The organism is Bosea sp. BIWAKO-01, from assembly GCF_001748145.1.
Lineage (GTDB): Bacteria > Pseudomonadota > Alphaproteobacteria > Rhizobiales > Beijerinckiaceae > Allobosea.
In genome coordinates this window covers 862,726-884,435 of the sequence record NZ_BCQA01000001.1, presented here as the reverse complement: position 1 = coordinate 884,435, position 21,710 = coordinate 862,726, and the positions used below count along the sequence as shown (strand labels likewise).

The window sequence follows — 21,710 nt, the reverse complement described above, 5'->3', positions numbered from 1 at the left end:
TCCGAAGGTCAGAGCTTAGGCGTGCAAGACGACATTAAAGTAAAGGGCATGCGGGGCAGCTTCCGCTGCGACAAGGCGGCGCGCCCCGAGATGTAAGCCGAGGGCGCTCGGGCCTCAGCCCGCCAGGACGCGCTGCGGCGGGAAGGTGATCTCGACGAGCGTGCCTTCCTTCTTGACGCTGGTGATGGTCATCGCCGCGCGGTTGGCTTCGACCAGCGCCTTGGTCAGCGGCAGGCCCAGGCCCGTGCCTCCCGCGCGTCGCGTCGTTGGCACCTGGCGGAACGGCTCCAGCGCCATTGCGATTTCGCTGTCGTCCATGCCGATGCCGGTATCGCGGACCCGCAGGATTGCCTCGCCTTGATCGCCAAGGGCCGTCGAGACGATGACCTGCCCGCCGGCATCGGTGAACTTCACCGCATTGGAGAGCAGATTGATCACGATCTGACGGATCGAACGCTGATCGGCCACGACCGGCGGCAGCTTGGGCGAGAGCCCGGAGCGCAGCACCACGCGCCCACGTTGAGCCTCCGGCTGCAGCAGATTGACGACGGACAGCGCGATCTCGTTCAGATTGACGCTGACGAAGTCGAGATCGAGCTTGCCGGCCTCGATCTTGGCGAGGTCGAGCAAGTCATTGACCAGGCTGATGACATAGCCGCCCGACTGGTGGATGTCGCGCAGGTATTCCTTGTAGCGTTCATTAGCGATGGGCCCGAAGCGCTCCTCGGCCATGACCTCGGCGAAGCCGATGATCGCGTTCAGCGGCGTGCGGATCTCATGGCTGATCTTGGCAAGCACGTCCGATTTCTGGGCGCTGGCCTTCTCGGCCGCCTTGCGGGCCTCGACCAGTTCGCCTTCGGTCTTCTTCCAGGCGGTGATGTCGCGCAGCACGGCACAGAAGCGTCGCTCTGCGCCGTCCGCGATCTGGCCCATGGTCATGAACAGCGGAATGCGGCCGCCCTGACGCACGCGCGCCATGACCTCGCGCCCGTCGTTCATCACCGAGGCGACGCCGCCGCCCTTGAGGCCTTCGAGGTAATCGAGGGCAGGAGCGTGGCTTTCCGGAGCGAAGAGCAGCGTGAACAATTCGCCTGAGACCTCACGCTGGTCGTAACCGAACAGGGCCTCCGCGGTCTTGTTGAGCGAGAGAATGCGGCCGCGCTCGTCGACGGTGACGACGCCGTCGGTCGCGGTATCAAGCACCGCGATCATCTCGCTGATCCGAGCTTCACGCGCGTCGATGTCGAGCCGCAACGCGTCGACGCGCGCCGCAATCTCGGCCTCCTCGGCCTCGAACTCGGCTGCGAGCTCGGCTTCCTCAGCCTCTTCCTCGGTCAGGACCTTGACCTCGCCGCCGCCATCGGGATGACGGAAGGCCATCAGCGTCGCGGGCTCGCCTTGCCATGAGACACTCGACAGGCGGGCATCGACACTGACGAGATGGCCCGTCCGGTCGACCAGGATCATGGTGCCGCCATCGGAGCGGGCCGCTCCCTTGATCATGCGGCTGATGCCGCCGCCGGACGTCAGGTCGGCGAGATCGGCGTAGTCGAGCAGATCGAGAAGTGTGCGATTGGCATAGAGCGGCTCGTCACCGCGATTGACCAGGACTGCAACGGGCAGGCGGTCGAGCACATCGGCATGCGAATTCGGCAGGCGTTGCCGCCCCGCAGTTGCGGAGGGCGCATCGACCGACGGCACCGGCTCCGAAACGATGGGTGCTTCCGCCGCTGCCGACTTGGATTCCACCGCCCCCGTGTCGGCCGGCTGCGTCGGCTCGGGCGCCGGCTGGCCAGGGCGGGTGGCTTCGTCGTTCAGGCGCAACGGGGCCGCAGGTGGCAGCCGGGGCTCGCCTTCGTCGTCTCCGGCGATGCGGGCGCCGAGCGCCTTGGCGATCTCCCGGAAGGCATTGCGTTCAGCGGAGGTCAGCAGCGCCTTTGAAGGTTCGAGCAGCGGTCTGACCGTTGTGAGATGACCGTTGCGAAGCGGCACGACATTGGCGCCGGCCTCGTTCGGGGGCGGAGTTTCTGTGCGAGCCGCCGGTGTCGGCTCGGTGGCCGGAACGTCGATGCTCATCTCCGGGGCTTTGCCTTCGTCGGCGCTCTCGGCGGGCTGCGCGACGAACGGCGCAGAACCAGCCTCATCGGAGGCTGGGGCAGGGGGGGGCGGCGCTGAAGCAGGCACGGGGCCGTCCGACGCATTGGTGGGCAGCGGGAATGGTTCGCGCTCGATCATGCGGGCGAGCCCAAAGCCACGGAAACCTGCAAGATCACGCTTCGCATCGAGGACGGGCACACCGGAAAGCTCGACCCGAACCCCTTCGGCGAGGCCGGCAGTCCGCCACAGGACCGGGTGTCCACTCCAGGTGGTGGCGGAGGCCAGCCGCTGGATCAGACTGCCCTCGCGGTCAAGCAGATCGCGGTCGATCAGCTCCAGCCAGCTACGACCGATCAGGCCCGCGGCGGCATCGGTCCCGACGATCTCGGCAATATCGGGCGACAGACTGGTGAAGCGGCCGTCGACGTCGCTTTGCCAGACGAAACGCACGGTCGCGCGCTTCGGTGCGGGAATTGCCGGCGTCGGAGCGGGAGAAGCGACGGTTGCGGCCGGGGCGGATGGCGCCGCGACAAGTGGAGCCGGCGGAACCGTAATGCCGAGTCGGCGCAGCTCCGACGGAGCGATGGCGATCGCGAGGATCTGTTGACCCTCTGGTCCCGTCAGCAGCTTGCAGCCGCATGTCACCAGCGTGGCAGTGAAGCCGGGCGTCAGCCGGAGGCGTTCAAGGCGCAAATGATCCCGCGGAGCGAGCCCGCCGGCGAGCAGTGCCAGCCTGTTGCGCGTTGGTGCGGGCAAGGATGTGCCATCGGCATGCTGGCCGAGCACCGCTTCGGCGCCCGCGTTGACAAAGCCGACCCGGGAAGTCTTCTGGTCCCAGAGCATCAAGGCGCCGTCCGCAATGAAGGGCGCCAGCGCTGCGTCTTTCGCTGCGTCTGTTCCCTGCATCGCCCAATCCTGCCCGGGTTCGCTCATTCCCATCCGCTCGTTCGGTCTGCGCCGATATGGCTAACAAAGCCTTAATAGCGGGCAAATGACTGCAAATCCATGGAACTGATCAAGGCTCTCCCGCGTCTGATCGAAACAGCGTTAACGTGGCGGAGTCACGCGATTGTCATTGCGTCGCAATAATGATATTGCAGTGCACAATCGAGTGGTAAACCAAGCCATCCACAGCCAGGAGGATTACCCATGACCGGCAAGACGCCTTATGAAGTGCCGACCGAGATGCGCGAGTTCGCCGAGCGCAGTGTCGAGCAGGCCCGCAAGGCCTTCGATGGCTTCATCGGCGCGGCACACAAGGCAGTGGACGGTGCGCATGGTTCGGCCGAATCCGCACGCGTCAACGCTCAGGACGTGACCCGCAAGGCCATGACCTATGCCGAAAGCAATGTCGCCGCCGCCTTCGATCTCGCCCAGAAGCTGGTCAAGTCGAAGGACCTGACGGAGGTTCTGCAGCATCAGTCCGAATTCTTGAAGTCGCAGGTTGCGGCTCTCCAGGGCCAGCTCAAGGATCTGGGCGTTGCCGCCCAGGAGGTTGCGGCCAAGGCGGCCGAGACCGCCGCCAAGGCGACCAAGATGAAGTGAGTCGCCAGCGGCGCCTTGCTGCGCCGCTTCGCGCGACAAAGGCCATTGGCGCCGGGCCGGGCTCGGCGCCACCCGTTAGCTCGCTGAAGGAGAATGACGATGGCTAAGCCTGTTCCGCCAAAGATCGGGTCCAAGGCTCCGATCAGTCTCGCTTCCGTCAAGGCCCTCTCGAGCGACGCGCCGACCGATTCGAAGGTCACGCCAGCAATCCCGGCCGCGACCGGCCCGGTCCCCGGTGCGCCTCCTGCTGCTTCCGCTGCTGCAGCGGTCCCAGCTCCAGTTTCCGCTCCTGCCAATCCCGCTCCTGCCAATCCCGCTCCAGCGCCTGCGGAACCCGTCGCGGTTGCGCCGCTCAAGCCGGCACCCGCGCCCGTCGTCGCCAAGCCGGCAGGTCCCGTTGTCGCCGTACCGCCGGCGGCTGCTGTCGTGGCCAAGCCGGTCGAGCCGCTGAAGGACGCCGCCAAGCCGCCCGTCGCGCCGGTCCAGGCCGCGAGCGCCGTGCCGCCCGCCAAGGTCGCCGCTGTCCCTGCCGCCTCCGTGCCGCCGGCGGCCGTGACCGCACCAGTCCTGGCCGCGAGCGCTGCACCGCCCGCCAAGGTCGCCGCCATCCTCGGCGCTGTTGTGCCGTCGGCGGCCGTGACCAAGCCGGTCGAACCGCCGAAGGGCGCCGTCAAGTCTTTGGCCGCGCCAGCCGTGGTTGCGAGCGTAGCGCCACCCGCCAAGGTCGCCGCTGCCCCTGTCTCGGCGCCAGTCGCGCCCGCCGCGCAGCCCGCGGTGGCGCGCCAGCCTGCGGTGGCTGCGGCCAAGGCCAAGCCGTCGACCAAGGTTCGCGTCGCAAAGCAGGTGACCAGAAAGCCGGCTGCCGCGGCCAAGGCGGTTTCGCCTGCGGTCACCAGCCAGCCGGCCGCTATCCTCAAATCGGCCGCAGACGTTGGCGCCGCCGCCGTGAAGACCGGCACGGAAGTTGTGAAGAAGGCGACGGCGACCGTCTCTGCAGACGTTCGCAAGCTTGCCAGCGCGGCGCGGCCCGTCACGGCCGCTGTATCGCCGCTTTCGCGTCCACCGGAATTTGCGACGCTGACAGCTTCGACCTGGCTGGCTCAGATGCTCGCTGCCGCACGCGTGGTCGGCGCGCTGCAGGCAAAGGTTCTCGACCATGCCTGTACCGAACTGAAGGCGGCATTGAACGAGGCGGAGACCCTCGCCAGGACAGACAATCCCGCCGATGCCGTGGTGATTCACGCCGAGGCGCTGCGCCGCGGCTATGAGGCCTATTCCGCCCATGTGACGGATCTGGCACGCACTGCGCAGGCCGTTTTGCGGCGGGATTGAAGGGGTAAACGACGGCGCGCTGGATTTCGTGTGGTGCGGTGCATTTCGGCGGTTGCAATCGCGCCGCGACGGCACTAGGTTCCGCGCCGCCGGCCAGTTCGCATCGTTGCGCGGTCTGGCAGGGCGCCCGAAAGGCGCCGAGAGTGCCGTGCAGCCATAGCTCAGTTGGTTAGAGCGCTAGATTGTGGATCTAGAGGTCCCCCGTTCAAGCCGGGGTGGCTGTACCATTCCTCCCCGTTGAAAATCATCGATCGTGTCGGAGGCGGGTCCGTTGGACAGGCCTCGCCTGTTCGGGCTCCGCGCGGATTTGAGCGGCCCGACGCCTGGGCTCCCGGGCTCCCCTTCGAAGTAGCCGCGATTCGGGGTAGTGCCGTTCTGATGAGGCGGCGAAGATAGCTCCATCGTAGAGGCGACCTGGCGCGGCTTAGTCCATCGCAGGATAGGGCGCAGCGCCTCCGGGGGGGGGGCTGCCCAGCGGCCGATGCGGGCCTTCGGGTGTTTGGGGCGCCATCAACGTCCGCACGCCTGTCTGGGGTTCGGCACGGTCGGCACGACACGGGCGCGTCGCCGGGCAGGGCATCGGTGCCTGCCAGCGGCGTGACATGCTGTGGCATCGAGGCGAGGCCGACTCGCCGTCAGCATCGGCTATTCCACCCTGGGGCGGCGCGCGCCAAACAGAGTGGCGACGCGCGTTGCGGTGGCAGTTCGCCGGCGCAGCATTCCGGGTGCGGGAAGCCGTCCTTGTATCAGATGTCGGTCGTGTTCGTGATGTCACCGGTCCTTCCGTCGAAAGAGGCGTAATGTTATCGTTCCCCGCGCTTGTTGTTTTCAACGTCCCGGGGACCTGAAATGACAAAAATTAAACTTGCGGTTTTCGCAATGGCGACGGTCGGAATCGGCTTCACTGGTCTTGCCGCGACAACGGAAGTCGCAAATGCTGTCGTTTATTGCAGTTATGTCGGTTATCCCGCCGGGTGCGTCGTGCGGCCCGGCGTACGTCTCGCGGCTCGGCCCGTCGGGCTTGGTGCCGTGACAGCGCCTCGTCCGGGAAATCGCAATGGTGGGGTCAACAGAGTCGGCGTTCGCCGATAGCGCCTCATCCTGTCCCAGAGAGCCTGCGCCACCCTCCGCGATCGTTGAGCCGCCGCGCCTCTGGATTTCAGCGGCAGCTCAAAGAGAGCGGAGGGCTGCGCTCGTTCGCCACTGCGACAGAGGTCTCCAGGGACACGCAGGCTGAGCCGGGACGCGCCAATCGAAGGAGGAAACGACGTCGCCCGTTCGTTCTCCGCTTCCGGATTGAAAACGGGTCGCCCAAGTCTGGATGTCCGCACCTCTGACTACTGACCTGAAGTTCCCTCCACCTTGAATACGACTTGTGCAACTGAAATCGATCAGGCCAATGTTGCGAGGTCGCTGATCCACGCCAAAAATGCGACGTCTTGGGCTTGCTCGCGGGCACGACAACAAGCCGCCTTTGCGGTCATCTGAGCCATTCAAAAATAAGGACGGGCGGATACTGAAATCGAAGGTCCCTGCTGGCGAGCGATCCACGGTCTAGTCTGGCATCACGCCCATTCTCACTCTCTGGACAATGAAGGAGCGAACCATGCGCAGCCACGCCTTTGCGACCGCAGCTTTCATCGCCTTCGCCACATCCGGTGCGAATGCACAGGTTGAGTTGAAAACCTACGCCGACGCGAACGGTTACATCGATGTCCAGAAACTGACCTGCGGTCAGCTGGCCGGTACTTTCCAGGAAGACGCCGATCTGCTGACGACCTGGTATAGCGGCTGGTACAATGGTCTTGGCAAAAAGCACTTCATCAACATCGCGCGGGCCAGGGAGGCCGAGCATGAGACCATTGTCTACTGCAAGGCCAACCCGAAGGTGACGGTCATCAAGGCGATCGGCCTGGTCTTCGACAAGATGCGCAAGGAGCGTGGCATTGTCCTCGCCAAATGACGCGCAAGGGGCGGATCGGCGCCCCTGACCGTCTGCGCGCGGCGTCGCGGTTTCGTGAAATGACGGCCTGTCGACGCTGCGCTTGTGGGCTGAGCTTTCGACGGTCTTGAACCCGTTGCTGGCGATTGCCATATCAATATCAAGCGGAAGGGCTTCGCCTTCCGCCTGCGGAGTGCTGCGCCAGCGGGCTCCGATCGAGAGACGAGGCGCCTTTCGAGGGCTTCTGCATGACGCGTACGCCGAGCCTGTCCCATCCTTTCCTGCTTGGGTTCGATGATATCGAACGCGCGCTGGACCGGGTCGCGAAAGGCGCAAGCGAGGGATATCCTCCCTATAATATCGAGCGGATGCCGCGCACGGAGGATGAGCCGGATCGTCTCCGGATCACGCTTGCCGTGGCGGGGTTCTCGCGAGACCAGCTTGAGATCACGCTGGAAGAGAACCAGCTCACCATTCGTGGCCGACAGAGCGACGACAAGAGCAGGCAGTTCCTGCATCGCGGCATCGCGGCGCGTCAGTTTCAACGCTCCTTTCTGCTGGCTGACGGAATGCAGGTTCTCGGGGCGGATTTGTCGAATGGCCTGCTAGCCATTGATTTGGTCAGGCCGGAACCAGAGCGGCTCATCAGGCGTATTGATATTATCAGTCGCGATTGAGCCCAAGGTCGGAACGAAGGCTTCGCGGTTGTGCTTTCGTTCATGATCTGGTGATCAACATAAGAACCGCCATTCGCACTGCTCAAAGGAGGGCGCGATGACTGAAGAAAACACTGTTATTCGTACGCCGCCACTGACCCAGGCAGAATTCGCTGCGCTTGGCACAGGCGAAGTCGCCTATCTCAAGCCGATGAGTTCCGAGGAGCTGCTGCGGATCTTTCCGCAGGCTCCGGAAATCCAGCCGGGCCTCAAGCTCTTCGCGCTGCTCTCCGCCGATGGTGCGCCGATCCTGGTCACCGATTCCCGGGAAGCCGCGACCGCCAATGCCTGGGAACACGACCTGCGGATGGTCAGCGTGCATTGAACTGCGAGCGTCAGGCGGTGGCGATCTCCGCCACCGCAGCCTGCAGTTTCGCAATGTCGAGCGGCGTCGAGAGCCGGTGATCGCCGTCCTTGATCAAGGTCAGCGTCACCGGATCGCCGCTCAGGTGTTCCACCAGCTTGATCGCATGCTGCCAGGGCACGTCGGGGTCCTGCATTCCCTGAAGGATATGGACGGGGCAACCCGTCCTGATCTCGCCGCCGAAGAGGAGATGGCTGCGGCCGTCCTCGATCAGCGCTCGCGTGATCGGCGTGGGCTCCGGCGAATAGGCGGATGGGCGTTGCCAGACCCCGTCGCGCAGGATCGTCTCGCGAATCGCTGTCGGCATCTGCGCCCACATCAGCTCTTCGGAGAAATCCACGGCGGGCGCGATCAACACCATGCCGGCGGGAGCAAGAGCGGTGCCGCGCAGTCTCCGGGCGGCGAGCAGCGCAATCCAGCCTCCCATCGACGAGCCGACCAGGACCGGCGGCGCCTCGCAGCGCGCGGCAATGACGGCGAGCGTGTCCTCCAGCCAATGCGACAAGGTCCAGCGGCTGAAATCGCCACCGGTCTCGCCATGTCCGGAATAGTCGAAGCGCAGGAAGGCGCGTCCGCTGCCGCTTGCCCATTGCGCGAGTGCGTCAGCCTTGGTCGCCCGCATGTCGGAGCGAAAGCCGCCGAGCCAGACCACGGGACGTCCCGTTCCCGGCTGCTCCAGAAAGGCGATGCGGCGGCCGTCCGCGCCATTACCGACATCAAGCCATTGCGGGGCAGGCTGCTCCACCTGAAATCTCCTGTGACGAATCTGTCCTGTCAGGGCATTATAGGCTGGGATCGGCCCTGTGCGTTGTCATACTGTGCGCCTCCGATCCGAGAGAATTTTTGAAACGGTGAACATGTCCTTGCGGTCAGGCGCGCATCCCTCGCTGCCTTCGACGGATAATCATCCCCTGAGCGGGCGGACCATCCTGCAGATCATCCCCGATCTCGAGGCGGGTGGGGCCGAGCGTACGACGGTCGATATTGCCCAGGGGCTGACCGAAGCTGGCGCACGCGCGCTCGTCGCGACAGAAGGCGGCCGCCTTGTCGCCGAGCTGCAGGCGAAGGGCGGCGTCTGGCTGCCGTTCCCGGCTGCTTCGAAGAACCCGGTCACGATGGCGCTCAATGTCCGCAAGCTCGTGCTGCTCTGCCGACGGGAGCGCGTCGAGTTGATTCACGCCCGTTCGCGTGCGCCGGCCTGGGTTGCGCTTGCCGCGGCGCGCGCGCTCAAGCTGCCCTTCGTCACCACCTATCATGGCTCCTATGCCAGCCGCTCGGCGGTGAAGACGCAGTATAATTCGGTCATGGCGCGCGGCGACGTGGTCATCGCCAATTCCCGCTACACGGCCGACCTGATCCTGGCGAAGCACGGCTTTGCACGTGACCGCATCCGTGTCGTCCATCGCGGCACCAATTTCTCGGCCTTCGCGCCGTCCGCGGTCGGGCCGGAGCGAGTCCAGGCCCTGCGTCGCGCCTGGGGCGTCGAGCCGCATCAACGCATCGTGCTCTTGCCGGGACGACTGACCGGCTGGAAGGGCCACCGTGTTCTGATCGAGGCGGCTCGCCTTCTGCGCGAGGGCGGCGATAACGATACCGCCTTCATCTTCGCCGGCGACCATCAGGGCCGTGATGGCTATGTCAGGGAGCTCGACCAGGCCATCGCCAAGGCCGGGCTCGAAGAACAGGTCAAGCGCGTCGGCCATTGCACCGACATGCCGGCGGCCCTGCTCGCGGCGGCGGTCGTCACCGTGCCCTCGACCGAGCCGGAGGCCTTCGGCCGCGTTGCGGTCGAGGCGCAAGCGATGGGCATTCCGGTTGTTGTCTCCGATCTCGGAGCAGTTCCCGAAACCGTGCTCGCCCCGCCGCAGACGGCTCCCGGCGAGCGCACGGGCTGGCGCGTGCCGCCGGGCGATGCATCTGCACTGGCCGCGGGCCTCAAGGAGGCGCTGGCGCTGCGCCCCTCGGCGCGCGATGCGCTGGCCCGCCGGGCCCGCCTCCATGTCGAACAGCACTTTTCGCTCGAGAACATGGTCAGCGAAACCCTCGACGTCTATTGCGCCTTGCTTGGGCGCTAGGCTCTGTACTTGAGCGGGTGTTGCCGTGTTTGCATTGACAATGCCCGACTTTATGCAATGTGTCTGATCAACGGTGCCGACAGCACCATTCATAGGAGAATACAGCCATTCGCCGTCCGTTCCGCGCTGCCCCAACCCCGACCAAAGACGGCCCGCGTTCCAACCGCGACATCCGCGGTGTCCGTGAGGTTCAGCTCATTGACGATACCGGCGCCAACCGTGGCGTTGTGTCGTTCTTCGAGGCCCTGAAGATTGCCGAGGATGCCGGTCTCGACCTGGTCGAGATCGCCCCCAATTCAGTGCCTCCGGTCTGCAAGATTCTCGACTACGGCCGCTTCCGCTTTCTGGAGCAGAAAAAGGCCGCCGAGGCGCGCAAGAAGCAGCGCACCATCGAGATCAAGGAGATCAAGCTCCGGCCGGGCATCGACAAGCACGACTACGACGTCAAGATGAAGGCCATGCACGGCTTCTTCGAGGAGGGCGACAAGGTCAAGGTGACCCTGCGCTTCCGCGGCCGCGAAATGGCGCACCAGGACCTCGGCGTGAAGGTGCTCGAGCGGGTCAAGGCTGATCTTGTCGATGTTGCCAAGGTCGAGAGCGACTGGCAGCTCGAAGGTCGCCAGATGGTGATGGTCCTGGCGCCAAAATAGGTCGCCTGGAGCGCCCCGTCTCGGAATCAGGTTGAGACAAGGCCCGGCCGCTTCGGCTGGGCCTTGTCTCGTTTGAACCCTGCTGCGTCCTAAGCATCGGCCCGAAGGGTGGATTGCGGTTGTCGGGAAAGCCGATGCGACCACAGAAGGCTAGCTGACGGAGCGAATGATCTCGCGATAGGCGGCTTCCGGAAATGCCTTGAGCGTTTGCGTTCTCACATTGCCCTGCATTGCCAGTTGCAGGCAGAAGCGCGCCAGCACGGCATCGTCTGGCGCCTCGCAGACGATGACCATGTCGTATTTCCCCATCGTCATGAAGAAGGCCTTGAAGTCGCCGCCCATGTCGCGCAGCAGCTTCCTGGCCGTGTCGAGGCGGGTGGGCGAGGCCTTGACGTTGCGTGCGCCCTGGTCGGTCCAGTTGGTCAGCAGGATATAGGTCGTCATCACGCTTCTCCCTGGCTGGGCCCGGCCCATGCGTCGGAAGCGTCACTGCGGCGGCCCGATCGTCGCCGCTCGGTCTAGGACGGGATGTTGCGCCATCCGCCGGGCCTCTGGTGCCAGTCTAGAGCATCGGCCCGAAAAGTGGATTGCGGTTTTCGGGAAAGCCGATGCAAGGAAGGCAAAATCATCGGCCCGAAAAGTGGATTGCGGTTTTCGGGACAGCCGATGCTGCAACATGACCGTCAGCGGCGCTGCCGGACGTTGCGGCCGGCTGTGGCGCGTGCCGGGCGAGGCGCCGGCGGGCGCCCCCTCAACCACTCCCGGCAGGGTGAAGCAGCAATCCGTCCAGCATGGCATTGAAGGCCGCGATCGCCCGGTGCGAGGCGGCCTGCGGGTTCTCGGCATGGGCGATCCATTGTGCCGCATGCTGCGTCGCCCCGGCGATGAGGCGGGCGGCCGCCTCGGGTTCGATCGCGAGCAGGATCCTGTCCGCGACAAGCGTCTCGAGGCTGGCCGTCATCGAACGGATGCAGGCGCTCTGCGTTGGCCAGTTCCAGGGATCGCCGAGAACGGCTGGCCCATCGCGCAGGACGATGCGCTGAATCTCCGACTCGAGCGCCATCTCGATATAGGCGGTGCACTCGTCGCGGAAACCGGTCCATGCATCTGCTGCACTGGTGGAAACGATGCGAAGGCGCTCGTTCATTTCGTCATCGATTTCGGCGATCACGGCCCTGAGCAGGCCTTTCTTGTCACCGAAGTGATGGTAGAGCGCCCCGCGTGTCAGTCCGACGGCGGCGGTCAGTTCATCCATCGAGGCGTCGGCATAGCCCACGGTACCGAAGGCACGGCGCGCCGCGCCGAGGAGCTTGGCCCGCGTCTCGGCGATCATCTCCGTGCGTGGTCTGCGAGCCATCCATATTCCTTTCGCATACGCGGCGTATGTCAATTGATACGGGCCGGGTCGGCTCCTACTTCATTTGCATACGCTTCGTATGTAAGTGGTACAGCAACTTCTGGAAAGAGGCCCGTCATGGCCAACCCCTATCGCGAGATATTCAGGGCTCCAGGCGCCATCGCGTTCTCGGCGACGAGCTTCATCGCGCGCATGCCGGTCTCGATGGTCACGCTCGGCGTCGTCACCATGCTGTCCCAGGCGCGCGGCGAATACTGGCTGGCAGGGGCGGTCGCGGCGACCTTCGCCTTGTCCAACGCGCTGATCGCGCCTCAGCTCTCCAGGCTGGTCGATCGCTACGGGCAGCGTCGGCTGCTCATTCCCGCAACACTCGCAGCGATTGCAGCGCTCTCGGGACTGATGCTGTCGACCCGTTACGAAGCGCCCGTCTGGGCCCTTTTCGTCTTCGCCATGCTGTCTGGAACGATGCCGAGCATATCGGCGATGGTCAGGGCGCGCTGGACCGAGCTCTATCGCGATACGCCGAAGCTGCGGACCGCCTTCGCCTTCGAGTCGGTCGTCGACGAGGTCATCTACATGACCGGGCCGGTCATCGCGATCGGGCTGAGCGTATCCTTCTTTCCAGAGGCCGGGCCGCTCGCCGCGACGCTGCTGCTGACCGTCGGAACTGCGCTGTTCGTCGCGCAGCGTGCATCCGAACCGCCCGTGCATCCGCAGGGGGCGAGTGGCGGTGCCTCGGTCATTCGCCTCGCGTCGGTGCGGATCATCGCCTTCATCCTGATTGCGATCGGCACGATCTTCGGAACGGCCGAGGTCACCGCCGTCGCCTTCGCCGAGGCGCAAGGGAATAAGGCCGCCGCCAGTTTCGTCCTTGCGAGCTATGCCGCGGGATCGCTGGTCACGGGGATCGTGTTCGGCGCGCTCAAGCTGCGGATGTCGCTGGCCAGCCAGTTGCTGATTGCGATTGCGCTTGCAGCCGTGACCACGCTGCCTCTGCTCGCCGTCAACAGCATTGGCAGCCTTGCCGTCGTGGTGTTCCTGGCCGGCGCTGCCGTTTCGCCGACGATCATTGTCTCGATCGGCCTGATCGAGCGCCTCGTCCCGGCCGCGAAACTGACCGAGGGCATCACCTGGGCCATGACCGGCATCGGTATCGGCATGGCGGTCGGCTCTTCCGCCTCAGGCTGGGTAATCGACGGATTTGGCGCGCGCAGCGGCTTCTGGATTTCGGTCGCCGCTGGCGGCGTTGCCCTCGCGACGGCCCTGCTTGGTTATCGCCGCCTGCACGGCGAGAAGCCGCAGCCCGTCCTGCGTGAGGTTGCAGCCTGCACCGGCCCTTAGGTCAGAGCGACGACAGGGCAGAGCCTTCGCATCATCGCAGTTGCGCCGGAGCATCCGATCCGCGGGGCCCGCCATCTTTGGCCTGCGTGAGCGCTGGTGAAAGAGGGAGGCGCGCAGAGCGCGCCTCCTGAACGATGCCCGACGCGGCTAGCCGTCGACCAGGGCGAGCGCGGCGTCGGTGTAGCGTTTCCCTGCCACATCGGCCGGCGTGAGCGCTTCGCCAATGGCCGCCGCTTCGTCGGAGGTCAGGACGATGTCGGCTGCCGCCCTGTTCTGCTCCAGATGGGTCATCTTGCGCGCGCCGGGGATCGGCACGATGAAGTCCCCCTGATGCAGCACCCAGGCCAGCGCAAGCTGCGCGGCGGTGACGTTCTTGCTCGCCGCCAGCCGTTCCAGCCGTTCGACGAGCGCCGCATTGGCTTCCAGCGCCTCGGCCTGGAAGCGTGGCAGGGTCCGGCGCCAGTCGTCGCTGCCTAGCTCGTCGAGTGTCCGGATCTTGCCGGTGAGCAAGCCGCGACCGAGTGGGCTGTAGGGCACGAATCCGATTCCAAGCTCGCGGCAGGCGGCGAGCACGCTGTCTTCGGGCTCGCGGCTCCACAACGAGTATTCGCTCTGGACCGCCGCGATCGGATGCACCGCGTGCGCACGGCGGATCGTCGAGGCATTGGCCTCGGACAGGCCGAGCGCTCGGACTTTGCCCTCGCGCACAAGGTCGGCCATGGCGCCGATTGTATCCTCGATCGGCACATTCGGGTCAACGCGGTGCTGATAATAGAGATCGATCACGTCGACCCCGAGCCGCTTGAGCGAAGCTTCCGCCACGGCCTTCAGATGTTCCGGCCGGCTGTCGAGCCCCGCCATGCGCTCCGGTCCCTTACCCTCTTCGAGAATCCTGAACCCAAACTTCGTGGCGATCACCACCTGGTCGCGCACAGGCCTGAGCGCCTTGCCCAGCAGGACTTCGTTCTCGAATGGGCCATAGACTTCGGCGGTGTCGAAGAGGGTCACTCCGATATCGACGGCGCGCCGCAGGGTGGTGATCGCGGCGCTCTCTTCCTGGCCGCCATAGGCGAAGGTCATGCCCATGCAGCCGAGGCCGACGGGGAAGACTTCGAGTTCTTGACCAAGCTTGCGGGTTTGCATCACGGGCTCCTCTGCTGTGATCCGATACAGATGAGGCTTGCGCCAATGATCGATAATCGCCTGGAGAAAGCACGGCCTGTTCGATAAAACAGATCAATGAACCGCGCCGATCTCCCGCATCTCGCCGTCCTCGCGGCAGTCGCCCGCAATCGGGGGTTCCGTGGCGCGGCCCGCGAGCTCGGCATTGCGCCGTCCGCCGTCAGCCATGCCGTGTCGCTGCTGGAGAGCCGGCTCGGCGTGCGCTTGCTGGCGCGCAGCACACGCAGCGTCGCCCCCACCGAGGCCGGGGCGCAGCTTCTGGAACGGCTGCTGCCGGCGATGTCGGAGATCGCCCTGGCACTGGACGTGGCGACTTCCTCGCGCGACGAGCCCGCCGGCAATCTTCGTCTCACCGTGCCGCGCACCGCCGCTCATCTTGTGCTGGCGCCGAAGCTCGGCGCCTTTGCCGCCGCCTATCCGGACATCGTGCTCGAAATCGTCATTGACGACAGGTTCGCCGACGTCGTCGCGGGCGGGTTCGATGCCGGGATCCGGCTCGGCGAGAGCCTGCAGCGCGACATGATCGCCATTCGCATCGGGCCGCCCATGCGTGGCGTCGCGGTTGCGGCCCCGTCCTATTTCGCCGGGCGGGACATGCCGCTGACGCCGCACGACCTGGCCGGGCATCGCTGCATCCGCTTCCGCTTCGAAAGCGGCGTGATCTATCGCTGGGAGTTCGAGAAGGATGGTCTCGTCGTCGAACCCGAAGTCACGGGGCCGCTGATCCTGGGCGATGACCGGCTCGTCCTCCAGGCCGCACTCGATGGTGCCGGCATCGCATTCCTCTTCGATGACTATGTCCGCGATGGGCTCGGGCAGGGCAGGCTGGTGCCTGTTCTGGAGGATTGGTGTCCGCCATTCGACGGATTCTACGTGTATTATCCGAGCCGCCGGCAGATGCGTCCGGCGCTGCGGGCTTTCATCGACTTCTTCCGGGCTGATAAGGGGTAGCGCTGCCGCGCGCGTCCGGGCCCGTTCGGCTCCCCTCAGATCATGACCACGAGGATTTCCGTGACGGGTTCTATTTCGGCCGTTCTGGTTCACGTCTCGGACGTGGTCGCGGGGCTCGCTTGGTATCGCAGCGCATTTCCCCGGGCCGTTCCGGCGACAAGCCAGCCTTCGGGATTCGCCTTTCTGCAGATTGGCGAGACGCAACTTGAAATCGTTCCGGCCGACACGAAGGTGCCCAGCGGCGCGGCGGGCTCGATCGTCTATTGGCGGGTGGAGGATTTCGAGCGAACGCTTGCCCATTTGCAGGCGGTCGGAGCGGTACTTTATCGTGGGCCGCTGGCCATCGACGGTGATCTGTGGATGTGCCAGGTTCGCGATCCCTGGGGCAATTGCATCGGGATCAGAGGGCCTCGCGCCGGAAAGCCGGGCTGATCAGGATATGGAAGGAGCCGGACCCGCTCCGGTTCGCCATGCGGCCTTTTCGGCATGAGCAGCGCCTGCACTTGCCAGCCCCGGGCTTTTCTGTCATATGCGCGCCCTTCGATCGCCCGGCTGATAAGGGCTGCCGTGGCGGTCGTACTTTGCTTCCAGCAAGCAAAATCGAAGCGGCGCATCTCGCGCGTCCGCGACCATTGAGGAGCTCAAATGCCCAAGATCAAGACGAAGTCGAGCGCCAAAAAGCGCTTCAAGATCACCGGAACCGGCAAGGTGCTCTACGCCCAGGCCGGCAAGCGTCACGGCATGATCAAGCGGACCAACAAGCAGATCCGCAATCACCGCGGCACGGCAACCCTCTTCGAGGGCGATGCCGCCAACGTGAAAAAATACTTCCTGCCGAACGGCTGACGCCCTCTAACCTTTCCGGAGATCACACATGGCTCGCGTGAAACGGGGCGTAACGTCCCACGCCAAGCACAAGAAGACACTCAAGGCCGCCAAGGGTTTCTATGGCCGCCGCAAGAATACGATCCGCGCTGCCAAGGCGGCCGTCGATCGGTCCATGCAGTATGCCTATCGCGACCGCAAGAACCGGAAGCGCTCGTTCCGCGCGCTCTGGATCCAGCGCCTCAACGCTGCGGTGCGTGAGCATGACTTGACGTACTCGGTCTTCATTGGCGGTCTCGCCAAGGCCGGTATCGAGCTCGATCGCAAGACGCTGTCGGCGCTGGCCATCGACGACGCAGCCGCCTTTGCGGCCGTGGTCGAGACGGTGAAGGGTGCCCTCAGCGCGGAAGCCAAGGCCGCCTGAGTTTCGCCTCGGCGAAGTGAATTGGAAAAGGCCGGCAGCGATGCCGGCCTTTTTCGTTGTCAGGTCTGCATGCTGTCGTTTGCGGGAAGGGTCCAGTTCTGGCCCGCGCCGTCGACGACACGCTGGTAGGCTTCCTCCGGCGTATCGGCGTAGCAGAACAGCGAAAGATCTTCCGGCCGGATGAATTTTGCCGTCGCCATGGCATCGAGATTGAGCAGGTCACGCCAGAAGGCGCTGTCGTAGAGCACGATCGGTACGGCCGGCATCTTGCCGGTCTGCTTCAGCGTCATGATCTCGAAGAGTTCGTCGAGCGTGCCGAATCCGCCGGGAAACACGACGAGCGCCGCAGCGCGCATTGCCAGGTGCATCTTCCGCATCGCGAAATAGTGGAAGCGGAACGTCAGGTCCGGCGTTGACCACGGGTTCGGCTCCTGCTCGTGCGGCAGCGTGATGTTGAAGCCGATCGAGAGCGCACCCGCTTCCGTCGCACCGCGATTGGCTGCCTCCATGATCCCCGGCCCGCCGCCAGTGGCGATGACATGATGGCGCCCGCTCTCACCGTCGATGAGCGCGCCGCCCCGCTCGGATGCAATGCGGGCGAATTGCCGTGCCGCCTCGTACCAGCGGTCTCCTTCCCGGACGCGGGCCGAGCCGAACACGACGACGGTCGAGACGATGCCGCGCGCGCGCAAATGGTCCTCGGCCTTCTGGTATTCGAGCATGAAGCGCACGCCGCGTGTCGAATCGCCAAGGATGAAATCGGGGTCGAGCGCCGCCAGGCGGTACGAGGGGGAATTCTTCTGGGCCTGGCTGTCGGGCATGATCTTTGTCTCCATGATGCCACCTGCATAGCCGCATCCCGGCGGCACTGTCGCCTGCATCGCTGGCAGGGCTGCTCCGCCAGGCCAGGGACTTGTTCAGGCCGAGCACTTGTTCAGGTGAGGTACTTGTTGAGGATCTCGGCGAGACGTGGCGCGCGGCATTGTGCGGCAGCAGGGTCAGAAAGCGCCCTTCGCGGTCCATCAGATAGGTGAGGGAGCCGTGATCGACGGCGTAATCCGCGGCGCCATGATGCGGTAGCGTGAGCTTGCGGCGATGCACCTTGTAGGCGCGGGCGATCGCGGCAATCTCCGATTCGCTGCCGGTCAGTCCGATCAGGCGTGGATGGAGGGCCGTGACATAGGCCGCCATCGTGGCGGGCGTGTCATGGGCCGGATCGACCGTGACGAAGAGCGGCGCGAGCCGCTCGGCCTGCGGGCCGATGGCGTCGAGCGCCTGCGCGATGATCGGAAGATCGACCGGGCAGGTATCGGTGCAACGGGTGAAGCCGAAATAGACCAGCATGAACCGCCCGCGGAAATCCGTGTCGTTCACGCGATTGCCGGTGTGGTCGGTGAGCGTGAAAGGGCCGCCGAACCGGGTGGCGAGCGGGTCGACAGGGCTGGCACCAGATGCAGGCGGCTGCTGCGAGAACGCGCTTGCGGCCGGCAGGATGGCGCCAAGGGCCAGCAGGACCCGCCGCGAGATCATTTCGGCCGAAGTCCCTTGATTCCGTAAGGGCCGTCTTCGGCGATGATGCGGTTCGCTTCAGGATCGGCCCGCCACCATTCGGCGGCCTTGCCGTTGCGGGCCTCCCAGTCGGACTTGAAGCGTTCGGCTGGAATCCAGGGCTGCGAGGGGCCTTCGCGGACCGCCTGCACGAAGAATACCGTCACTGCCGGGTTCGCGATCAGCAGGCCATCGGCCTCGATCTCGCGGCCGCAATAACCGATCAGGTCCCTGACCGAGCCGGCAAAGTCGACATTCGATTTCGCGACAAGCCGGAAGGTGCCGTCGGCCAGGACAAGGCCGAGCTGGCGCTTGCCGCTGCCGCAATCGGGCGTGCAACGGCCCTTGAGATGGCAGAGCGCATCGACGACCCGCCCCTTGAGGATTGTCGCGGTCTCGTTCGGGATGTTCCAGGCTTCGGCCGCGCGCGCAGTCGTCACGGGGAAGCCGGCGAGAAGCGCGGCGACACCCAGCATGGGCCGCAGCATCGGCATCGCTCAGTTCCCGAACGGCTGGATGCCGTGTTCTTCATGGGTCATGTCGATCACGCCCTTGTCGTCTGCGATCCGGTCGACGAGCAGGTACTTCACGCCGTCGCGCTCGAGCAGCTCGCCATCGACTGTGACCTGATGCGTGGCCATCCGCGCGACACGCGGATTGGCGGCGCTCTCATCGTCATCGCCGATCTTGAGGATGAGATAGAGATTGCCGGCCGGGTCGCGGATGCTGACCGGGATGCCGCCAAGCGCACACCAGATCGCGCATTGGTGGTGGGCCGTGCCCCTGGCGAACATCAGGCCGCTGATCGAGCACCAGGTATCGCTGATTTCCCCGGTGATCGTGACGCGCTGCCCGTCCTGTGCCCCTGCCGGGGTGGCGCTCAGCGTGACGATCAGGAATGCCAATGCGCGCCAGTGAGACAGGATTGTCATGATGCTGCGCTCATTTCGGCCAAACGGGGGCCCTGCCGTCGCGCCTGCGATGCTTTGCCAGCACGATTGCCCCTAGCATCGCTCAAGATGACACCCTAGAAGATGCCTCGCAATCGGACCAGATCAGGCATGAATGAGATCGATACCCTCAGCGATTCACTTCTTGGTGAGATCGCCGCTGCGCAGGACGAAGCCGCGCTCGAGCAGTTGCGCATCGCCGCGCTCGGCAAGTCGGGCTCTGTGTCCGCGCTGCTGAAGACGCTGGGCGCGATGACGCCGGACGAGCGTAAGGAAAAGGGCCCGCTGATCAATGGCCTGCGCGACAAGGTCCAGGGCGCCATCACCGAGCGCAAGGAGGCGTTGGGGCAGGCTGCGCTCGACGCGCGCCTTGCTGCCGAGCGGATCGATGTCTCCCTGCCGGTGCGCGAGGGGCCGGAGGCGCGCGGGCGCATCCACCCGATCAGCCAGGTCATTGACGAGATCACCACGATCTTCGGCGACATGGGCTTTTCGATCGCGGAAGGTCCCGATGTCGAAACCGACGATCTCAACTTCACCAAGCTGAACTTCCCCATCGGCCATCCGGCGCGGGAGATGCACGACACCTTCTTCTTCGCGCCTGACGCCAATGGCGAGCGCAAGCTGCTGCGCACGCACACCTCTCCGGTGCAGGTGCGTACGATGATCTCGCAGGAGCCGCCGATCCGCGTCGTCTGCCCGGGCCGGACCTATCGTATGGATTCCGACCAGACCCACACCCCGATGTTCCATCAGGTCGAAGGTCTGGTGATCGACAAGAAGGCCAATTTTGGCCACATGAAATGGGTGCTCGAGGAGTTCTGCAAGGCGTTCTTCGAGGTCGACAGCGTCAAGATGCGCTTCCGCCCTTCCTTCTTCCCCTTCACCGAACCGTCAGCCGAAGTGGATATCCAGTGTTCGCGCAAGGGCGGCGAGATCCGCTTCGGCGAAGGCGATGACTGGCTGGAGATCCTTGGCTGCGGCATGGTGCACCCCAACGTGCTGCGCAATTGCGGCCTCGATCCCGATGTCTATCAGGGCTTCGCCTGGGGCATGGGCATCGACCGGATCGCCATGCTGAAATACGGCATGCCGGACCTGCGCCCCTTCTTCGAGGCCGATATCCGCTGGCTTTCCCATTACGGTTTCCGCCCGCTTGACCTGCCGACCCTGACTGGCGGCCTGACGTCGTGAAGGAGCCGGTCGTGCAGGGGAGGGCGGGATGACAGTCGCAGCAGGAGCAGGAATGTTCGCGGCGCTCGCCGTCGTGCTCAACCTGCTGTGCCTCGCGATCGCCTATTTCCGCCTGCGCCACCGCGCTTTGGGCTCGGCCTTGCTCGACCAGTGCCCGGCCGTCACGATCGTGCGGCCAGTGCGCGGTCTCGAGACGTTCAGCCGCGAGACGTTGAGCTCGGGGCTGGTGCTCGACTACCCCCGCTACAGGACGATCTTCTGCGTTGCCGATGGCGACGACCCTATCGTGCCGCTGATCGAGGATCTGATCAGGCGCTTCGGTGACGATCGCGTGCGGCTGATCGTCGGCGATGTGGCGGTCAGCGCCAATCCGAAGCTCAATAACTGCGTCAAAGGCTGGGACGCGGCGGAAACCGACTGGGTCATTCTCGCCGATTCCAACGTGCTGATGCCGAAGGACTATATCCAGCGGATGCTGGCGGCGTGGCGGCCCACCACGGGGCTCGTCTGCTCGACACCGGCCGGTTCGCGCCCGCAGGGCTTTTCCGCCGAACTCGAATGCGCCTTCCTGAATACCTTCCAGGCGCGCTGGCAATATGCCGGCGAGGCGCTCGGCTTCGGCTTCGCGCAGGGCAAGTCGATGCTCTGGAACAAGCCCTTTCTCGACTCTAATGGCGGCATTGCAGCGTTGGGGGCGGAGATCGCCGAAGATGCTGCGGCGACGAAGCTGGTGCGCCGGGCCGGCAAGCACGTCCATCTCGTCGGCCAGCCCTTCGAGCAGCCCTTGGGCGAGCGCAGCCTGCGCGACGTGGTGCAGCGCCAGTTCCGCTGGGCCAGGCTGCGCCGGGTGACGTTCCTGCCCTTCTTCGCACCGGAGATCCTGTCGGGACCGCTGCTGCCAGTGCTGGCGGCCGTTGTTGCGGCGCCGGCTTTTGGGTTGCCGGCCTGGGCCGCGCTATGTGCCGTGCTGCTGCCCTGGTACGCGGGCGAGATGCTTCTGGCCTATGGCGTCGGCTGGTACCTGTCGTGGCGGCTGCCTTTCGCCTTCCTGGTGCGCGATATCGTCTTCCCGGGGATCTGGGCCTATGCCTTCGTCGCGGGCGAGGTGACATGGCGCGGCAATGCGATGAAAATCCGGATCGATGGCGAGGACCGGTTGAACGATGGTCAGTCCCAGCTGTCGCCGGTCGCGGCTCGGCGGGATGGGGCGGCGTGAC

Annotated in this window: 22 protein-coding genes, 1 tRNA gene and 1 pseudogene; 15 read left to right on the top strand and 9 right to left on the bottom strand. The window is 65.2% G+C overall.

Features of this window, described 5'->3' with window-relative positions; genetic code table 11:
* Nucleotides 1-114 precede the first annotated feature (114 nt).
* A complete protein-coding gene (locus BIWAKO_RS04065; protein ID WP_069877449.1) occupies nucleotides 115-3,030 on the bottom strand; it encodes a PAS domain S-box protein in 2,916 nt (971 codons plus the stop codon).
* A gap of 216 nt (nucleotides 3,031-3,246) precedes the next feature.
* Here BIWAKO_RS04065 and BIWAKO_RS04060 point away from each other — a divergent pair, with 216 nt between their 5' ends.
* The 6 genes from BIWAKO_RS04060 (at nucleotide 3,247) to BIWAKO_RS04035 (ending at nucleotide 7,957) form a co-directional block, all read left to right on the top strand.
* Entirely contained in the window at nucleotides 3,247-3,642 is a 396-nt protein-coding gene (locus BIWAKO_RS04060) for a phasin (RefSeq protein ID WP_069877448.1), read from the top strand.
* Nucleotides 3,643-3,741: 99 nt separating this feature from the next.
* Nucleotides 3,742-4,974: a hypothetical protein gene (locus tag BIWAKO_RS04055; RefSeq protein ID WP_176733259.1), complete on the top strand. Its 1,233-nt coding sequence runs from the start codon at nucleotides 3,742-3,744 to the stop codon at nucleotides 4,972-4,974.
* A gap of 150 nt (nucleotides 4,975-5,124) precedes the next feature.
* Nucleotides 5,125-5,201: transfer RNA gene (locus BIWAKO_RS04050), tRNA-His, on the top strand.
* A gap of 1,379 nt (nucleotides 5,202-6,580) precedes the next feature.
* Nucleotides 6,581-6,937, top strand: a complete 357-nt coding sequence (locus BIWAKO_RS04045) for an HdeA/HdeB family chaperone (RefSeq protein WP_069882148.1) — start codon at nucleotides 6,581-6,583, stop codon at nucleotides 6,935-6,937.
* Nucleotides 6,938-7,164: 227 nt separating this feature from the next.
* Entirely contained in the window at nucleotides 7,165-7,593 is a 429-nt protein-coding gene (locus tag BIWAKO_RS04040; protein WP_043233104.1) for an Hsp20 family protein, read from the top strand.
* 97 nt (nucleotides 7,594-7,690) lie between these two features.
* Nucleotides 7,691-7,957 (top strand): BQ00720 family protein, encoded by a 267-nt coding sequence (locus BIWAKO_RS04035; protein ID WP_069877446.1) that lies wholly within the window; start codon nucleotides 7,691-7,693, stop codon nucleotides 7,955-7,957.
* Nucleotides 7,958-7,967: 10 nt separating this feature from the next.
* Here BIWAKO_RS04035 and BIWAKO_RS04030 read toward each other — a convergent pair whose 3' ends face one another.
* Nucleotides 7,968-8,741 carry an alpha/beta hydrolase gene (locus tag BIWAKO_RS04030; protein WP_069877445.1) on the bottom strand — a complete coding sequence of 258 codons (774 nt, stop codon included), beginning with the start codon at nucleotides 8,739-8,741 and terminating at the stop codon, nucleotides 7,968-7,970.
* Nucleotides 8,742-8,853: 112 nt separating this feature from the next.
* Between BIWAKO_RS04030 and BIWAKO_RS04025 the strand changes: the two genes are divergently transcribed.
* Together BIWAKO_RS04025 and infC are read left to right on the top strand one after the other, a co-directional pair.
* On the top strand, nucleotides 8,854-10,071 hold the full coding sequence (locus tag BIWAKO_RS04025; RefSeq protein ID WP_069877444.1) for a glycosyltransferase family 4 protein: 1,218 nt from the start codon (nucleotides 8,854-8,856) through the stop codon (nucleotides 10,069-10,071).
* 107 nt (nucleotides 10,072-10,178) lie between these two features.
* Nucleotides 10,179-10,721: a translation initiation factor IF-3 gene (gene infC, locus BIWAKO_RS04020; RefSeq protein ID WP_069877443.1), complete on the top strand. Its 543-nt coding sequence runs from the start codon at nucleotides 10,179-10,181 to the stop codon at nucleotides 10,719-10,721.
* Between the two features lie 150 nt (nucleotides 10,722-10,871).
* Here infC and BIWAKO_RS04015 read toward each other — a convergent pair whose 3' ends face one another.
* Both BIWAKO_RS04015 and BIWAKO_RS04010 read right to left on the bottom strand, forming a co-directional pair.
* On the bottom strand, nucleotides 10,872-11,165 hold the full coding sequence (locus BIWAKO_RS04015; protein ID WP_069877442.1) for a GYD domain-containing protein: 294 nt from the start codon (nucleotides 11,163-11,165) through the stop codon (nucleotides 10,872-10,874).
* A 307-nt stretch (nucleotides 11,166-11,472) separates the two neighbouring features.
* A complete protein-coding gene (locus BIWAKO_RS04010) occupies nucleotides 11,473-12,078 on the bottom strand; it encodes a TetR/AcrR family transcriptional regulator (RefSeq protein WP_069877441.1) in 606 nt (201 codons plus the stop codon).
* Nucleotides 12,079-12,195: 117 nt separating this feature from the next.
* On the opposite strand from BIWAKO_RS04010, the gene BIWAKO_RS04005 reads away from it, so the two are divergent.
* Entirely contained in the window at nucleotides 12,196-13,419 is a 1,224-nt protein-coding gene (locus tag BIWAKO_RS04005) for an MFS transporter (RefSeq protein ID WP_069877440.1), read from the top strand.
* Between the two features lie 147 nt (nucleotides 13,420-13,566).
* Here the strand turns inward: BIWAKO_RS04005 and BIWAKO_RS04000 are convergent, their stop codons facing one another.
* Nucleotides 13,567-14,562 (bottom strand): aldo/keto reductase, encoded by a 996-nt coding sequence (locus BIWAKO_RS04000; protein WP_069877439.1) that lies wholly within the window; start codon nucleotides 14,560-14,562, stop codon nucleotides 13,567-13,569.
* 96 nt (nucleotides 14,563-14,658) lie between these two features.
* On the opposite strand from BIWAKO_RS04000, the gene BIWAKO_RS03995 reads away from it, so the two are divergent.
* From BIWAKO_RS03995 to rplT, 4 genes are all read left to right on the top strand, one after another.
* The gene (locus BIWAKO_RS03995) at nucleotides 14,659-15,552 is read left to right on the top strand and encodes a LysR family transcriptional regulator (RefSeq protein WP_069877438.1); all 894 of its coding nucleotides are present in this window, start codon (nucleotides 14,659-14,661) and stop codon (nucleotides 15,550-15,552) included.
* A gap of 60 nt (nucleotides 15,553-15,612) precedes the next feature.
* Complete coding sequence (locus BIWAKO_RS03990; protein WP_141739972.1) at nucleotides 15,613-15,984, top strand: VOC family protein; 372 nt, start codon at nucleotides 15,613-15,615, stop codon at nucleotides 15,982-15,984.
* A 213-nt stretch (nucleotides 15,985-16,197) separates the two neighbouring features.
* The gene (gene rpmI / locus BIWAKO_RS03985; protein WP_043233081.1) at nucleotides 16,198-16,398 is read left to right on the top strand and encodes a 50S ribosomal protein L35; all 201 of its coding nucleotides are present in this window, start codon (nucleotides 16,198-16,200) and stop codon (nucleotides 16,396-16,398) included.
* 28 nt (nucleotides 16,399-16,426) lie between these two features.
* A complete protein-coding gene (rplT, locus tag BIWAKO_RS03980; RefSeq protein WP_069877436.1) occupies nucleotides 16,427-16,801 on the top strand; it encodes a 50S ribosomal protein L20 in 375 nt (124 codons plus the stop codon).
* A 59-nt stretch (nucleotides 16,802-16,860) separates the two neighbouring features.
* On the opposite strand, the gene BIWAKO_RS03975 is transcribed toward rplT, so the two are convergent.
* The 4 genes and pseudogenes from BIWAKO_RS03975 to BIWAKO_RS03960 form a co-directional block, all read right to left on the bottom strand.
* Nucleotides 16,861-17,622: an LOG family protein gene (locus tag BIWAKO_RS03975; protein WP_244523353.1), complete on the bottom strand. Its 762-nt coding sequence runs from the start codon at nucleotides 17,620-17,622 to the stop codon at nucleotides 16,861-16,863.
* Nucleotides 17,623-17,863: 241 nt separating this feature from the next.
* Nucleotides 17,864-18,331: pseudogene (locus BIWAKO_RS37285) on the bottom strand (SCO family protein); the annotation flags it as partial.
* Entirely contained in the window at nucleotides 18,328-18,843 is a 516-nt protein-coding gene (locus tag BIWAKO_RS03965) for a hypothetical protein (RefSeq protein WP_069877434.1), read from the bottom strand. The gene BIWAKO_RS03965 and the pseudogene BIWAKO_RS37285, both read right to left, overlap by 4 nt.
* A gap of 3 nt (nucleotides 18,844-18,846) precedes the next feature.
* On the bottom strand, nucleotides 18,847-19,281 hold the full coding sequence (locus tag BIWAKO_RS03960) for a hypothetical protein (RefSeq protein ID WP_069877433.1): 435 nt from the start codon (nucleotides 19,279-19,281) through the stop codon (nucleotides 18,847-18,849).
* A 129-nt stretch (nucleotides 19,282-19,410) separates the two neighbouring features.
* On the opposite strand from BIWAKO_RS03960, the gene pheS reads away from it, so the two are divergent.
* Together pheS and BIWAKO_RS03950 are read left to right on the top strand one after the other, a co-directional pair.
* Nucleotides 19,411-20,493: a phenylalanine--tRNA ligase subunit alpha gene (gene pheS / locus BIWAKO_RS03955; RefSeq protein ID WP_069877432.1), complete on the top strand. Its 1,083-nt coding sequence runs from the start codon at nucleotides 19,411-19,413 to the stop codon at nucleotides 20,491-20,493.
* A 28-nt stretch (nucleotides 20,494-20,521) separates the two neighbouring features.
* Entirely contained in the window at nucleotides 20,522-21,709 is a 1,188-nt protein-coding gene (locus tag BIWAKO_RS03950; RefSeq protein ID WP_084651142.1) for a ceramide glucosyltransferase, read from the top strand.
* Nucleotide 21,710: the final 1 nt, after the last annotated feature.

What these genes read in the sequence shown, in the direction of transcription:
- BIWAKO_RS04005 (WP_069877440.1), top strand. Translation starts at nt 12,196, where the DNA reads ATGGCCAACCCCTATCGCGAGATATTCAGGGCTCCAGGCGCCATCGCG.
- BIWAKO_RS03975 (WP_244523353.1), bottom strand. Translation starts at nt 17,622, where the DNA reads ATGCCCGACAGCCAGGCCCAGAAGAATTCCCCCTCGTACCGCCTGGCG.
- BIWAKO_RS03995 (WP_069877438.1), top strand. Translation starts at nt 14,659, where the DNA reads ATGAACCGCGCCGATCTCCCGCATCTCGCCGTCCTCGCGGCAGTCGCC.
- BIWAKO_RS04065 (WP_069877449.1), bottom strand. Translation starts at nt 3,030, where the DNA reads ATGAGCGAACCCGGGCAGGATTGGGCGATGCAGGGAACAGACGCAGCG.
- BIWAKO_RS04000 (WP_069877439.1), bottom strand. Translation starts at nt 14,562, where the DNA reads ATGCAAACCCGCAAGCTTGGTCAAGAACTCGAAGTCTTCCCCGTCGGC.
- pheS (WP_069877432.1), top strand. Translation starts at nt 19,411, where the DNA reads ATGAATGAGATCGATACCCTCAGCGATTCACTTCTTGGTGAGATCGCC.
- BIWAKO_RS04035 (WP_069877446.1), top strand. Translation starts at nt 7,691, where the DNA reads ATGACTGAAGAAAACACTGTTATTCGTACGCCGCCACTGACCCAGGCA.
- BIWAKO_RS03960 (WP_069877433.1), bottom strand. Translation starts at nt 19,281, where the DNA reads ATGACAATCCTGTCTCACTGGCGCGCATTGGCATTCCTGATCGTCACG.
- BIWAKO_RS04025 (WP_069877444.1), top strand. Translation starts at nt 8,854, where the DNA reads ATGTCCTTGCGGTCAGGCGCGCATCCCTCGCTGCCTTCGACGGATAAT.
- BIWAKO_RS04010 (WP_069877441.1), bottom strand. Translation starts at nt 12,078, where the DNA reads ATGGCTCGCAGACCACGCACGGAGATGATCGCCGAGACGCGGGCCAAG.
- BIWAKO_RS03950 (WP_084651142.1), top strand. Translation starts at nt 20,522, where the DNA reads ATGACAGTCGCAGCAGGAGCAGGAATGTTCGCGGCGCTCGCCGTCGTG.
- BIWAKO_RS04060 (WP_069877448.1), top strand. Translation starts at nt 3,247, where the DNA reads ATGACCGGCAAGACGCCTTATGAAGTGCCGACCGAGATGCGCGAGTTC.
- BIWAKO_RS04015 (WP_069877442.1), bottom strand. Translation starts at nt 11,165, where the DNA reads ATGACGACCTATATCCTGCTGACCAACTGGACCGACCAGGGCGCACGC.
- BIWAKO_RS04040 (WP_043233104.1), top strand. Translation starts at nt 7,165, where the DNA reads ATGACGCGTACGCCGAGCCTGTCCCATCCTTTCCTGCTTGGGTTCGAT.
- BIWAKO_RS04055 (WP_176733259.1), top strand. Translation starts at nt 3,742, where the DNA reads ATGGCTAAGCCTGTTCCGCCAAAGATCGGGTCCAAGGCTCCGATCAGT.
- BIWAKO_RS03965 (WP_069877434.1), bottom strand. Translation starts at nt 18,843, where the DNA reads ATGCCGATGCTGCGGCCCATGCTGGGTGTCGCCGCGCTTCTCGCCGGC.
- BIWAKO_RS04045 (WP_069882148.1), top strand. Translation starts at nt 6,581, where the DNA reads ATGCGCAGCCACGCCTTTGCGACCGCAGCTTTCATCGCCTTCGCCACA.
- rpmI (WP_043233081.1), top strand. Translation starts at nt 16,198, where the DNA reads ATGCCCAAGATCAAGACGAAGTCGAGCGCCAAAAAGCGCTTCAAGATC.
- rplT (WP_069877436.1), top strand. Translation starts at nt 16,427, where the DNA reads ATGGCTCGCGTGAAACGGGGCGTAACGTCCCACGCCAAGCACAAGAAG.